The organism is Pseudomonas sp. PB3P13, assembly GCF_054897735.1.
Window position 1 is genome coordinate 4,288,127 of record NZ_CM142702.1, and the last position, 13,127, is coordinate 4,301,253.

Below are 13,127 nucleotides of genomic sequence, written 5' to 3' on the forward strand. Positions count from 1 at the left end.
CGATAACGGGTACTTTCTGAATAAATGCGGCGCTCTTGAGACCATCGCGAGCAAGCTCGCTCCTACCGTGGATCGTGGTCTTCGAAAACCATGTGCCATCTCAACCAAACGATAATTCCTCTTATTCAAACTCCCCCGCCCTGTTAGACTTTGCGCCTTTGTTTTGCACGTCTCGCAGGATGTCTTGATGCCCTCGCTGCTTCTTCGCTTGTCCGCACTGTTTCTGGCCTTGGGCCTGAGTGCCTGCGATGACGCCTCGCGTTTTACCGAAGCCGAGCCTGGTGAAGCCCGCTCCGGTGGCAACGCGACGGTGCGCAAGACAGATCAAAACTCTTTTTCCCTGCCCTCCGCCAATCTCCCGCCGTCGCGGCGTGTGGATTTCAGCGTTGGCAACAGCTTCTTTCGAAACCCCTGGGTGATCGCACCGTCGACGACTACGGCGCGCGATGGTCTCGGCCCGTTGTTCAACACCAACGCCTGCCAGAATTGCCACATCAAGGACGGCCGCGGTCACCCGCCGACGCCTGATGCAATAAATGCGGTGTCGATGCTGGTGCGCCTGTCGATCCCCGATTCACCAGCTTACGCCAAGGTCATCGAGCAGTTGGGTGTCGTCCCCGAGCCGGTGTACGGCGGGCAATTTCAGGACATGTCGGTACCCGGTGTCATCCCCGAGGGCAAGGTTCGCGTCGATTACACGTCCGTGCCGGTCCGCTTCAAGGACGGCAGCCAGGTCGAATTGCAGAAACCGACGTTGCAGATCACCCAGCTCGGTTACGGTCCGATGCACCCCGACACACGTTTTTCGGCCAGGGTAGCCCCGCCGATGATTGGCCTCGGCTTGCTTGAGGCCATCCCCGACGACGCCATCCTGGCCAACGCCGAGGCTCAGGCCAAAGAACACAACGGTATTACCGGGCGACCGAATCGGGTCTGGGATGACGTGCAACAGAAGACCGTTCTCGGCCGCTTCGGCTGGAAAGCCGGGCAACCGAACCTCAATCAGCAGAATGTCCACGCGTTTTCCGGTGACATGGGCCTGACCACCCGCCTGCGCCCCGTCGATGACTGCACCGACGCACAGATCGCGTGCAAGCAGGCCCCCAACGGAAATGGTCCGGATGGCGAACCGGAAGTCAGCGACAACATCCTGCGCCTGGTGCTGTTCTACAGCCGCAACCTCGCCGTACCGGCGCGCCGCGATGTCGGCTCGCCCGAGGTGCTGGCGGGCAAGAACCTGTTTTTCCAGGCAGGCTGCCAATCCTGTCACACACCGAAATACACCACTGCGGCCAACGCCAGCGAACCTGAACTGGCCAACCAGGTGATTCGTCCCTACAGCGATCTGCTGCTGCATGACATGGGCGATGGCCTGGCAGACAACCGAACCGAATTCCAGGCCAGCGGACGCGACTGGCGCACGCCGCCGTTGTGGGGCATCGGCCTGACGCAAGCGGTCAGTGGCCATACCCGTTTTCTGCATGACGGCCGCGCCCGCAACCTGCTCGAAGCCGTGCTCTGGCATGGCGGCGAAGCAACCGCGGCGCAGCAAAAAGTATTGTCTTTCGATGCCGGACAGCGCGCTGCGTTGCTGGCGTTTTTGAATTCCCTTTGATACCCATTCCATAAGCGGGAGCCCGACATGTTCCGTCCCAAATTGTTGTTCACCAGCCTTGCCGCACTCGCCCTCGGCGCCTGCTCGCCGCAGGACCCGCAAGCGGTCACTTCGGCAGCCATCGCCAAGTCTGTGATCCTGCCAACCTACACCCGCTGGGTTGAAGCCGACCGTCAGCTGGCGGTCAGTGCTCTGGCGTACTGCGAAGGTAAATCGGGCCTCGAAACCGCCCGCGCCGACTTCCTCCACGCGCAGAAAGCCTGGGCCGAACTGCAACCGCTGCTGATCGGTCCATTGGCTGAAGGCAACCGCGCCTGGTCGGTGCAGTTCTGGCCGGACAAGAAAAACCTCGTGGGCCGTCAGGTCGAGCAACTGGTAACCGCACAGCCGCAGATCGATGCGGCCGCACTGGCGAAATCCAGCGTCGTGGTGCAAGGCCTGTCCGCCTACGAATACATTTTGTTCGACAGCAAACCCGACGTCGCCAACGATGCGCAGAAGACTAAATACTGTCCGCTGCTGATCGCGATTGGCGAACACCAGAAACAACTGGCCGAAGATATCCTCAAAGGCTGGAACAACACCGACGGCATGCTCGCGCAGATGAGCAAGTTCCCCAACCAGCGTTACGCCGATTCCCACGAAGCGATTGCCGACCTGCTGCGCGTGCAGGTCACCGCACTCGACAGCCTGAAGAAGAAACTCGGCACGCCGATGGGTCGCCAGAGCAAAGGGGTACCGCAGCCGTTCCAGGCCGACGCATGGCGCAGCCATTCTTCGCTGACCGGCCTGGAAGCCAGCCTTGCCGCGGCCAAATCGGTCTGGGAAGGCGTCGACAACAAAGGCTTGCGCGGTCTGTTGCCGAGCGAGCAAAAACCGCTCGCCGACAAAATCGACGCCGCTTACGCTGCGTCCCTCAAACTGTTCGCCAGCAACCAGCGCTCGCTGACCGAGATGCTCAACGACGATGCCGGTCGCCAGCAACTCAATGACATCTATGACAGCCTCAACGTCGTCCATCGCCTGCACGAAGGCGAACTGGCCAAGGCGCTGGGCATCCAACTGGGCTTCAACGCCAACGACGGTGACTGATGAGGACGAGTGCCATGCTACGACGTCAGGCTCTGACTTTGGGTAGTTTGCTGCTGGGAGCAGTGACACTGGGCGGCTGGACGCTGTTCAAGCAAAAAGACAAGAGCCCGCTGCTGCTGTCGGCGCGGGACGATGGCGACGGCAAGCATTACGCCGTCGGCTATCGACTGGACGGTTCGCGGGTGTTCGCGACCGAGGTCGGCCAGCGTTGCCACGACATCATCAATCACCCGACGCTGCCGATCGCGCTGTTCGTCGCCCGCAGGCCGGGCACCGAAAGCTACCTGATCGACCTGCGCGACGGCACACTCCTGCAAACGGTGACGTCGCTGCCGAACCGGCATTTCTACGGTCACGCGGTGATTCACAAGAGCGGCGACTGGTTGTATGCGACCGAGAACGACACCTGCGATCCGGGCCGCGGCCTGCTCGGCGTATACAGGTTCGAAGGCGAGCGTCTGGTGCACAGCGGCGAAATGTCGACCCACGGCATTGGTCCGCACCAGGTGTCGTGGATGCCGGATGGCGAAACCCTGGTGGTGGCCAACGGCGGCATTCGCACCGAGGCGGAAAGCCGGGTCGAGATGAATCTCGATGCGATGGAGCCGAGCCTGGTGCTGATGCAGCGCGACGGTACGCTGCTGAGCAAGGAAACCCTCGCGCAGCCAATGAACAGCGTTCGCCACCTCGGGATCGCCAACGACGGCACCATTGTCGCCGGTCAGCAATTCATGGGGCCGTCCCACGAATCGTCAGAGCTGCTGGCGATCAAGCGACCGGGCCAACCGTTTGTGGCCTTCCCGGTGCCCGAGCATCAGTTGCAAGCCATGGGGCATTACACCGCCAGCGTTGCGGTGCACAGCGATTTGCGTCTGGTAGCGTTGACGGCGCCGCGAGGCAATCGCTTTTTTATCTGGGATCTGGACAGCGGTGAGGTGCGCCTGGATGCGCCGCTTGCCGATTGTGCCGGCGTCGGTGCAGTAGCGGATGGCTTTGTCGTAACTTCCGGCCAGGGACGCTGCCGGTATTACGATTGTCGTCAGAAAGATCTGGTCGCAAAACCGCTGGATCTTCCTGCAGGGCTCTGGGACAACCATCTGCATCTGATCTAATCGCTTTGTTCTGTGGCGAGGGGGCTTGCCCCCGCTCGGCGGCGCAGCCGTCGTAAAAACCTTGCACGCGGTGGGCCTGACACACCGGTTGTGTAGGTTTCAGGATCGCTTCGCGACCCAACGGGGGCAAGCCCCCTCACCACAGGCAAGCCCCCTCACCACAGGCAAGCCCCCTCACCACAGGCAAGCCCCCTCGCCACATGTCCGTACGGTTCATGCAAACGTGCAAGTCGGCCGGCAATATCTACCCGCTGGAAACCCCCACTGACTCGGAGTAATGTGCCCGACTGACTTGCCTGATTTCTCCAAGGAACTGGAACTATGCTGCGTCGCCGCATGCTGATCATGTTGGGTATCGTTCTGCTGATTGTCCTTGCATTGGGCGCTTACAAAGCCTTTTCCATCTATACGATGATTCAGGCTTTCTCTGCGCCTAAACCGCCAATCAGTGTCGCCGTCGCCACCGCCACGCAACGGCCATGGCAAGCGCGCCTGCCCACCGTGGGCACGTTGACTGCGCTGCAAGGCGTCGACCTCAGCTTGGAAACCAATGGCACTGTCACCGATGTGCAATTCGAGTCGGGGCAGAAGGTCAAGGCTGGCCAACCGATCGTGCAACTCGACAGCGCCGTGGAATCCGCTTTGCTGGAAACCGCCCAGGCCGACCTCGGGCTGGCCCAGGTCGATTACAACCGCGGCAGTCAGCTGGTCGGCAGCCAGGCCATTTCCAAAGGCGAATTCGACCGACTCTCTGCAATCCTGAAAAAGAACCAGGCGACGGTCAATCAGCTCAAGGCATCGCTGGCGAAAAAACGCATCGTCGCCCCCTTCAGCGGGACCATCGGCATTCGTCAGGTGGACGTCGGTGACTACCTCGCCAGCGGCACCATGATTGCCACCCTGCAAAACCTCAGCAGCCTCTATGTCGATTTTTTCCTGCCCGAGCAGTCGATACCGAAGATCGCCATCGGCCAACCGGTGCAGATCATCGTCTCTGCTTACCCGACGCAGAGTTTTCCCGGCACTATCAGCGCGATCAACCCGAAAGTCGAAAACAGCACACGCAATGTTCAGGTCCGCGCGACCCTGGCCAACCCCGACGGCAAATTGTTGCCGGGCATGTTCGCCAGTTTGCAAGTGATGCTGCCCGATCCGCAGCCACGCATCGTCGTGCCGGAAAGTGCGATCACTTACACGCTCTACGGCAATTCGCTGTATGTGGTCGCGCAGAAAAAAGCCGAGGATGGCAGCCTGGAAAAAGACGACAAAGGCCAACCGGTTTTGCTCGCCGAACGGCGTTTCATTGAAACCGGTGAACGTCGCGACGGCCAGGTGATGATCACCAAGGGCGTACAGAGCGGCGAGAAAGTGGTCACCGCCGGGCAGATCAAACTGGACAACGGCGCACACATCGCAATCAGCGACGACAAGACCTTAGCCGAGCAGAACAGCCCGCCACGCGCGGACTGATCAAGGAATCCCCATGGCTTTTACCGACCCGTTTATCCGTCGCCCGGTGCTCGCCACCGTGGTCAGCCTGCTGATCGTGCTGCTCGGCTTTCAGGCGTGGAGCAAGTTGCCGCTGCGCCAGTACCCGCAAATGGAAAACGCCCTGATCACGGTGACCACGGCCTACCCCGGCGCCAACGCCGAAACGATTCAGGGCTACATCACCCAACCGATGCAGCAGAGCCTGGCCAGCGCCGAAGGCATCGACTACATGACCTCGGTCAGTCGCCAGAATTTTTCGGTGATCTCGATCTATGCGCGTATCGGTGCCAACAGCGACCGGTTGTTCACCGAGCTGCTGGCCAAGGCCAACGAGGTCAAGAACCAGCTGCCGCAGGACGCCGAAGATCCGGTCCTGAGCAAAGAAGCGGCAGATGCCTCGGCGTTGATGTACATCAGTTTCTTCAGCAAGGAGCTGAGCAATCCGCAGATCACCGATTACCTCTCGCGGGTGATCCAGCCGAAACTCGCCACCCTGCCGGGCATGGCTGAAGCCGAGATTCTCGGCAATCAGGTGTTCGCCATGCGCCTGTGGCTGGACCCGATGAAACTTGCCGGTTTCGGCCTGAGCGCCAGCGATGTGACCAACGCGGTGCGCCAGTACAATTTCCTCTCCGCCGCTGGCGAAGTGAAAGGCGAATACGTGGTCACCAGCATCAACGCCAACACCGAGCTGAAATCCGCCGAGGCCTTTGCCGCGATTCCGCTCAAGGTCGACGGCGATAGCCGGGTGCTGCTGCGCGATGTCGCGCGGGTCGAAATGGGCGCGGAAAATTACGACACGCTCAGTTCCTTTGGTGGCACACCGTCGGTGTACATCGGGATCAAGGCAACACCGGGCGCCAACCCGCTGGACGTGATCAAGGAAGTGCGCAAGATCATGCCGGACCTCGAAGCCCAGCTACCGCCGAACCTCAAGGGCGAAATTGCCTACGACGCGACGCTGTTCATCCAGGCCTCGATTGACGAAGTGGTAAAAACCCTGTTCGAAGCGGTATTGATCGTCATCGTGGTCGTGTTTCTCTTCCTCGGCGCGTTGCGGTCGGTGGTCATCCCGGTGGTGACGATTCCGCTGTCGATGATTGGTGTGATGTTCTTCATGCAGATGATGGGCTACTCGATCAACCTGCTGACCTTGCTGGCGATGGTATTGGCCATCGGTCTGGTGGTGGACGATGCGATTGTCGTGGTGGAAAACATTCACCGTCACATTGAGGAAGGCAAGACTCCTTTCGATGCGGCTATAGAAGGCGCCCGGGAAATCGCCATGCCCGTGGTCTCGATGACCATCACTTTGGCAGCGGTTTATGCTCCCATCGGGTTCCTTACCGGCCTGACCGGCGCACTGTTCAAGGAATTCGCCCTGACCCTGGCGGGTGCGGTGGTGATTTCCGGCGTCGTCGCCCTGACCCTGTCGCCAATGATGTGCGCCTTCCTGCTGCGTCATGATGAAAATCCCAGCGGCCTCGCACATCGCCTCGACCTGATTTTCGAAGGCCTCAAGCGTCGCTACCAGCGCATGCTCCACGGCACGCTGAATACCCGGCCAGTGGTGCTGGTGTTTGCGGTGATTGTGCTGTGCCTGATTCCGGTACTGCTCAAGTTCACCAAATCGGAACTGGCGCCGGACGAGGATCAGGGCATCATTTTCATGCTGGCCAGCGCCCCGCAACCGACCAACCTCGATTACCTGAACGCCTACACCGACGAGTTCATCGACATTTTCAAAGCGTTCCCCGAGTACTACTCGTCGTTCCAGATCAATGGCGCAACCGGCGTGCAATCGGGGATCGGCGGATTTCTGCTGAAGCCGTGGAACGATCGCGACCGTACGCAGATGGCGATCCTGCCCGAGGTTCAGGCGAAACTGGAAAGCATTCCGGGGCTGCAGATTTTCGGCTTCAACCTGCCTTCGCTGCCGGGCACTGGTGAAGGCTTGCCGTTCCAGTTCGTGATCAATACCGCCGGTGACTACGAGTCGCTGCTCCAGGTGATGGACCGCGTGAAGAAGCGCGCCATGGAATCGGGCAAATTCGCCTTCGTCGACGTTGACCTGGCGTTCGACAAACCCGAAGTGGTGGTCGAGATCGATCGCGCCAAGGCTGCGCAGATGGGTGTTTCCATGCAAGACCTCGGCGGCACACTGGCGACCCTGCTGGGTGAAGCGGAGATTAACCGGTTCACCATCGAGGGTCGCAGCTACAAAGTGATCGCGCAGGTGGAACGGCCCTTCCGCGACAACCCGGACTGGCTGAACAACTACTATGTGAAAAATACCCAAGGTGAATTGCTGGCCCTGTCGACGCTGATCACGGTAACCGACCGCGCGCGACCACGGCAGCTGAACCAGTTCCAGCAGCTCAACTCGGCCATCCTTTCCGGGGTGCCGCTGGTGAGCATGGGTGACGCCCTCGATACCGTGCGCCAGATCGCACAGGAAGAAGCGCCGGCCGGATTTGCGGTCGACTACGCCGGTGCATCGCGTCAATACGTCCAGGAAGGCAGCGCGCTGTGGGTGACCTTCGCCCTGGCGCTGGCGATCATTTTCCTGGTGCTGGCTGCCCAGTTCGAAAGCTTTCGCGATCCGCTGGTGATTCTGGTGACCGTGCCGCTGTCCATCTGCGGCGCGCTGATTCCGCTGTTTCTCGGCTGGTCGAGCATGAATATCTACACCCAGGTGGGGCTGGTGACCCTGATCGGCCTGATCAGCAAACACGGGATCCTGATCGTCGAATTCGCCAACCAGCTGCGCAAGGACAAAGGTCTGTCAGCGCGCGAAGCGGTCGAAGAGGCGGCGGCGATTCGCTTGCGTCCGGTGTTGATGACCACTGCCGCCATGGTGTTCGGCATGGTGCCGTTGATCATCGCGACGGGCGCAGGTGCGGTCAGTCGGTTCGACATCGGCACGGTGATCGCGACGGGGATGTCGATCGGAACCCTGTTCACCCTGTTTGTATTGCCGTGTGTTTATACGTTGCTGGCCAAGCCGGATAAACCTGAAAAGGCACAGCACCAGAACTGAGTGTTACGGATTCATAAAAGGCCCCGCATGAGCGAGGCCTTTTATCGAACCTTCAATTTTTTCATTCCTACGGCTTCAATCCTTGAGAAAGCCCGAACACGAACAACAGCAGGTCATGATCAGGCTGGGTGGCCACGGATGCCTTGGCAATCCGCGGCAAGGGACAGATCGCGTCCTCATTGAGTGAACTGAGGACTTGCGTACGCGGCTGCTCCCAAGCCGCCATCGCCAGAGAAGCAACTGCCAAGGCTCCAACCAGGAACAAACCTCGCGCAATTTCTAGTTTCATCGCTATAAACCTTTGATAGCGCTGCCAAACGCCGTCTCGTAAAAGTAGACGAGTTTCTTCCAGTCACCAGTGCTGAACGACGAATGGCGACGCAGCTGCTTCATGTCATGCAAAGCAGCACGGTCAGCGGTAAGGCGCTGTCGGCACTTTTCCAGATCGATCAGAGCGGTCTCGACCTGGGCCGCGTCACCTTCACCGGTCACACGTACGAAAACATGCTTGATGTAGAGGCAGCTGTGCTGCCAGCGGCCTTTATGCATCCGGGACAGGTTTTGCGCCAAATCCTCAAGCACACGGTCATGCACTGCTTCGCCGTGGCGTTCGCGTCCGCCACCGGCATACCAGTGTTCGATTTCTTCGAAACCATCCAGGGACTTGGTCACCAGCAACGCGCGCCATTTGTGCACAGGGTCACGCTTGGCCCCGCAGAAAACGATTTCAGGCACGTGGACACCGATCTTGCGCACCCCGATCAGCGCATCCTGTTCACGCAACACCGTAGGCCGGCCAAACGGGTGCAACCAACTGCGATAGATATGTCCAGTCTGACGCTTGGCATAGAACAAATGTCCGTCACTGTCTTTTATCCGCTGCACACCACTTTCACCGCCGCGCCGAACGTTGGGCGGTTCAACCCATTCGCCGCGCTGACTCCAGAAGTGATCAAACCGGTCCTGGGAAGTGTCATCCGTCCCTGCTGCATACTGCACTGCCATCGCGTTACCTCTTGCGTAAAACGTAAACCCGCCACATGGCATAGAGCGGTATAAAGTCCAGTTGTTCCTGAATGCGGAAACCCGCTTGCTCGAATTCTTTTTCGACCGTGGCAGGTGGTAACACAAACCGATTCTGGTAGCTTTGCTGCCCACGCGTTTTCTCGGAACGCTTGCGTTTCCACGCTTTGAAATTGCCGTCCACCCACAGGGAAAGGATGACGCTGTCGCGGGTCACACGCTCGAACTCGCGCAAAATGGCCAAACGATGCGGGGCTTCACCTACGTGATGCAACAAGCGCATGCAGAAAATGCTGTCGACGGCGTTGTCCGGTAGCGCGATGTCGAATGCAGAGGTGTGCAGCGGTTGAACCCGTTTCACCACATCAGCGGGTTGCACTTGCTGCGCGACTTTCAGCATGGACTCGGAGTTGTCGGCGCCGATAATCACCCGATTGGGTTTTTCCGCGAGCATCGGCCAGAAACGCCCAGCGCCGCAGGGCAAGTCCAGTACCAGACCAGGGTCTCCGGCCAGCGCCAGCGCCCGGCGCGCCAACTGCTCGTCGCGCCGATGGGACAACCGGCGAGCAAGGCCATCCTGGTGTTTCTGGAAATACAGCTTTGCGTGCTTGTCGTCGTATTTGTAGGAAAAATCGAGTTTGATCGGGCCAGCCATCATCAAGGACTCCTGAGCGTTTGATGACATCAGCCTAGAGAGCCTGGTGTCACGGTCAGGTCATGCCTTTGTGAAAAAATCGTCATGTAAAACGGTGATTTATTTCAAGATTTTAATAGCTTGAGCGATGACCTCGAGCGTGTTTTCACTCGGCCAAATTCAAATCCACTTGAAAACGGCAACCATGAGGCTCCATGTTTGTCAGGCTGACCGTCCAGCCCTGGTTCTCGCAGATCCGTTGCACCAACGAAAGACCCAGACCCAGGCCTTCGCCACGCTTTTCGGCGCCGCGTACAAAAGGTTCGAACATTGCTTCGCGTTTCTCTTCGGGAATGCCTACCCCACTGTCCTCGACGGCGAACCCGCTCGGCGTCAGGGTCAATCGGATGAAGCCTTGCTCGGTGTAGTGCAGCGCGTTGCGCAGCAGGTTACCCATCACCGCGTGCAGCAGCGTCGCGTTGTAGACCGTATCAGGTGGGTTGCCCGGCTCGAACAACAGCGTCAGGCCCTTGGCTTCGATAGGCTCGCGCCACAGATTGAGCAGGCCGTCAGCAACCTGACCAAGGTTCTGCTGCGGCGCCACGTTGACGTCTTCACGCTGTGTACGGGCCAGCATCAGGAAGGTCTGGACCAGTTCACGCATCTCGCCGCAGGCGCGCGCGATGCGCTCAACCTGGACCCTGCCCCGTTGGTCGAGCCCAGGATTTTCCAACAACAATTCACAGGAACTGGCCAGCACCATCAGCGGGGTACGCAATTCGTGACTGACGTCACTGGTGAACAGGCGCTCGCGGGTCAACGCCTGACGCAAACGACCCAGCGTAGCGTCAAATGCCACGGCGAGTTCACCCACCTCATCGGCGGCATAATCCGGCGCCAATGGTGGCGCGAGTCCCAATAACTGATCGCGGTGACGCACCTGGCGGGCCAGCCGGACCACCGGCGCCATCACTTTGCGCGCCAGTATCCAGCCGAGAAACACGGCCAGCGCCAGACTCAGGACAAAGCCCACCAGTACCACGGCAAACAGCACCCGCTCACGTTCTTCAAAGTCACTCTGGTCTTGCAGCAGCACGTAGCGTCGGCCGTCGACGATATCGACCATGGCGTGATACGACAGCTGCTCGCGGAACACTTCGTGAAACCCCGAGTCCAGGTGCCGAAGGTCTTTGGGCACATCGAAATCGCCGGGGCCGCCACTGAAATAAAATAGCTGGTCCGGCTCGGGACGATGGCTCCAGTCCGACACGCTGTCCATCAGCAGGAGTCGCTGAAGATCGCCACCCAGGCCTGCTGAAATCAGCTTTTCCTCAACCAGGTGCACGGTCGCGACGATGCCCATGGCGAACGCCCCCGCCACCAGTGCACTCATCAGGGCGAAAGCGATGATGATGCGTTGGGCAAGACTCTGCTTAAACTCCATCTCGACCCTCTGCAAGGCGATAACCGACACCGTGCACGGTTTGCAGCAAGGGTTTGGCAAACGGTTTGTCGATCACCTGGCGCAGTTGGTGGACGTGACTGCGCAGGCTGTCGCTGTCCGGGCAATCATCGCCCCACAACGCCTCTTCGAGAATCTCGCGGCGCAGCACATGCGGGCTCTTCTGCATCAGCACCGCGAGCAATTTCAAACCCACCGGGTTGAGTTTGAGCAGGCGCCCCTCGCGGGTGACTTCCAGCGTATCGAGGTCGTAATTCAGATCGCCGACCTGCAAGGTGCGCCGTCCGCCCCCCTGCGCCCGACGCATGACCGCCTCGATCCGCGCGGCCAGTTCCGACAGGGCGAAGGGCTTGATCAGGTAATCATCGGCGCCGGACTTGAAGCCTTGCAGACGATCATCGAGTTGATCGCGAGCGGTGAGCATGATGACCGGCGTGTCGCGGCGAGCGTCTTCGCGCAGGCGTTTGCACAGCGTGTAACCGTCGATGCCGGGCAACATGATGTCGAGCACGATCAGGTCGTAATGTTCAGTGGCCGCCAGATGCAGGCCCGACAGACCGTCCTGTGCGCAATCCACGGTGTAGCCCTTGAGCCCCAGGTAATCAGCCAGATTAGCCAGAATGTCGCGGTTGTCTTCGACCAACAGAATTCGCATGGGCACCTCCTCCGTACACAATAACGGCCATCGCGGCCCGCGCAGCTTAAGGCCAAGCGTGGCTCAGGGCCAGAACTGCGTGTGGTGATCAACCGGGCTATCACGCGCTTCTGGCATTGACGACTTTTTCACCCGCGATTCACATGCCCGCCACAGATCCGCGCACACACTTCGCGCGGCATTACTTTCAAGAGCTTTCCCGCCCAAGGAATTTCGATGACTTCCCATACTGCCCGCCCCCCGTCCCGCCCTCTCGATTTCCGGCTGTGCCTGGGTGCTCCCGCTGTGGCGGCAATTATTCTGCTTGTGCTGGAAATGACGTCTGTGGACATGGACCTCGCGCGACTGTTCTACGACCCGGTCGCCGGGAGTTTCATCGGGCGACACAGTTTCTTTCTCGAGGACATCCTGCACGATCGGGCCAAGCAAGGGGTTATCGGCTTTTCGGTGTTCGCCGTTGTTGGCTTCGTGGGCGCTTTTCTCATCGACAGGCTGAAACCGTTCAGGCGTGAACTGGGCTGTCTGGTGCTGTCTCTGGCGCTTGCGACTTCATTTGTCACACCGGTCAAAGCCGTGACGGCGGTGCAATGCCCCTGGAGTCTTGAGCAATTCGGTGGCCACGAAACCTACAGCAAACTGCTCAGCCCGCGTCCACCCACTGACAAGCCCGGCCGTTGCTGGCCCGGCGGGCATGCGGCGACCGGGTTCACCTTGTTTGCATTGTTTTTCGTGTTGCGTGACCGTCGTCCACGCATGGCGCGGGCGGCATTTGTCTTTGCCTGTGCGCTAGGGACGGTGTTTTCCGTCAGCCGGATGATGCAGGGTGCGCATTTTTTCTCGCACAACGTGTGGACAGCGATATTTTGCTGGCTGATTTGTCTGGGGGCGTATTGCTGGATTCTGTATCGACCGACGCTGAAGAAGCCTGTGGATCGGGCGAAGGAAGAATGGGTTATCGCTCGATAGAAGATCAAAAGATCGCAGCCTTCGGCATCTCCTACAG

General features: G+C 59.7%; 11 protein-coding genes. 6 read left to right on the plus strand and 5 right to left on the minus strand.

Translation table 11 applies throughout. The annotated features are described in order from the left end of the window. The first annotated feature begins 187 nt into the window (after positions 1 to 187). The 5 genes from ACYZT1_RS19730 to ACYZT1_RS19750 all read left to right on the plus strand — a co-directional run bounded on the left by ACYZT1_RS19730 (position 188) and on the right by ACYZT1_RS19750 (position 8,350). Positions 188 to 1,615, plus strand: a complete 1,428-nt coding sequence (locus tag ACYZT1_RS19730) for a di-heme oxidoreductase family protein (RefSeq protein ID WP_462016321.1) — start codon at positions 188 to 190, stop codon at positions 1,613 to 1,615. A 27-nt stretch (positions 1,616 to 1,642) separates the two neighbouring features. Further along, positions 1,643 to 2,707 (plus strand): imelysin family protein, encoded by a 1,065-nt coding sequence (locus ACYZT1_RS19735; protein WP_462016322.1) that lies wholly within the window; start codon positions 1,643 to 1,645, stop codon positions 2,705 to 2,707. Positions 2,708 to 2,721: 14 nt separating this feature from the next. Beyond that, positions 2,722 to 3,819: a DUF1513 domain-containing protein gene (locus ACYZT1_RS19740; protein WP_462016323.1), complete on the plus strand. Its 1,098-nt coding sequence runs from the start codon at positions 2,722 to 2,724 to the stop codon at positions 3,817 to 3,819. 321 nt (positions 3,820 to 4,140) lie between these two features. Then, a complete protein-coding gene (locus ACYZT1_RS19745; RefSeq protein ID WP_462016324.1) occupies positions 4,141 to 5,289 on the plus strand; it encodes an efflux RND transporter periplasmic adaptor subunit in 1,149 nt (382 codons plus the stop codon). A 13-nt stretch (positions 5,290 to 5,302) separates the two neighbouring features. Then, on the plus strand, positions 5,303 to 8,350 hold the full coding sequence (locus tag ACYZT1_RS19750; RefSeq protein ID WP_462016325.1) for a multidrug efflux RND transporter permease subunit: 3,048 nt from the start codon (positions 5,303 to 5,305) through the stop codon (positions 8,348 to 8,350). Between the two features lie 67 nt (positions 8,351 to 8,417). On the opposite strand, the gene ACYZT1_RS19755 is transcribed toward ACYZT1_RS19750, so the two are convergent. The 5 genes from ACYZT1_RS19755 to colR form a co-directional block, all read right to left on the minus strand. Next, complete coding sequence (locus tag ACYZT1_RS19755) at positions 8,418 to 8,639, minus strand: hypothetical protein (RefSeq protein ID WP_462016326.1); 222 nt, start codon at positions 8,637 to 8,639, stop codon at positions 8,418 to 8,420. Between the two features lie 2 nt (positions 8,640 to 8,641). Beyond that, the gene (locus ACYZT1_RS19760; RefSeq protein WP_462016327.1) at positions 8,642 to 9,355 is read right to left on the minus strand and encodes a lipopolysaccharide kinase InaA family protein; all 714 of its coding nucleotides are present in this window, start codon (positions 9,353 to 9,355) and stop codon (positions 8,642 to 8,644) included. 4 nt (positions 9,356 to 9,359) lie between these two features. Continuing rightward, positions 9,360 to 10,028 (minus strand): class I SAM-dependent methyltransferase, encoded by a 669-nt coding sequence (locus ACYZT1_RS19765; protein WP_462019290.1) that lies wholly within the window; start codon positions 10,026 to 10,028, stop codon positions 9,360 to 9,362. Positions 10,029 to 10,173: 145 nt separating this feature from the next. Next, positions 10,174 to 11,451: a sensor histidine kinase gene (locus tag ACYZT1_RS19770; RefSeq protein ID WP_462016328.1), complete on the minus strand. Its 1,278-nt coding sequence runs from the start codon at positions 11,449 to 11,451 to the stop codon at positions 10,174 to 10,176. Then, entirely contained in the window at positions 11,441 to 12,124 is a 684-nt protein-coding gene (gene colR / locus ACYZT1_RS19775; RefSeq protein ID WP_128872610.1) for a two-component system response regulator ColR, read from the minus strand. Before colR ends, ACYZT1_RS19770 begins: the two co-directional genes overlap by 11 nt. A gap of 216 nt (positions 12,125 to 12,340) precedes the next feature. Between colR and ACYZT1_RS19780 the strand changes: the two genes are divergently transcribed. Continuing rightward, complete coding sequence (locus tag ACYZT1_RS19780) at positions 12,341 to 13,090, plus strand: phosphatase PAP2 family protein (protein ID WP_462016329.1); 750 nt, start codon at positions 12,341 to 12,343, stop codon at positions 13,088 to 13,090. The last annotated feature ends 37 nt before the right edge of the window (positions 13,091 to 13,127 follow it).

Bases quoted from the DNA above. Each gene is read 5' to 3' on its own strand.
- ACYZT1_RS19730 (WP_462016321.1), top strand. From the start codon at position 188: ATGCCCTCGCTGCTTCTTCGCTTGTCCGCACTGTTTCTGGCCTTGGGC.
- ACYZT1_RS19735 (WP_462016322.1), top strand. From the start codon at position 1,643: ATGTTCCGTCCCAAATTGTTGTTCACCAGCCTTGCCGCACTCGCCCTC.
- ACYZT1_RS19740 (WP_462016323.1), top strand. From the start codon at position 2,722: ATGCTACGACGTCAGGCTCTGACTTTGGGTAGTTTGCTGCTGGGAGCA.
- ACYZT1_RS19745 (WP_462016324.1), top strand. From the start codon at position 4,141: ATGCTGCGTCGCCGCATGCTGATCATGTTGGGTATCGTTCTGCTGATT.
- ACYZT1_RS19750 (WP_462016325.1), top strand. From the start codon at position 5,303: ATGGCTTTTACCGACCCGTTTATCCGTCGCCCGGTGCTCGCCACCGTG.
- ACYZT1_RS19755 (WP_462016326.1), bottom strand. From the start codon at position 8,639: ATGAAACTAGAAATTGCGCGAGGTTTGTTCCTGGTTGGAGCCTTGGCA.
- ACYZT1_RS19760 (WP_462016327.1), bottom strand. From the start codon at position 9,355: ATGGCAGTGCAGTATGCAGCAGGGACGGATGACACTTCCCAGGACCGG.
- ACYZT1_RS19765 (WP_462019290.1), bottom strand. From the start codon at position 10,028: ATGGCTGGCCCGATCAAACTCGATTTTTCCTACAAATACGACGACAAG.
- ACYZT1_RS19770 (WP_462016328.1), bottom strand. From the start codon at position 11,451: ATGGAGTTTAAGCAGAGTCTTGCCCAACGCATCATCATCGCTTTCGCC.
- colR (WP_128872610.1), bottom strand. From the start codon at position 12,124: ATGCGAATTCTGTTGGTCGAAGACAACCGCGACATTCTGGCTAATCTG.
- ACYZT1_RS19780 (WP_462016329.1), top strand. From the start codon at position 12,341: ATGACTTCCCATACTGCCCGCCCCCCGTCCCGCCCTCTCGATTTCCGG.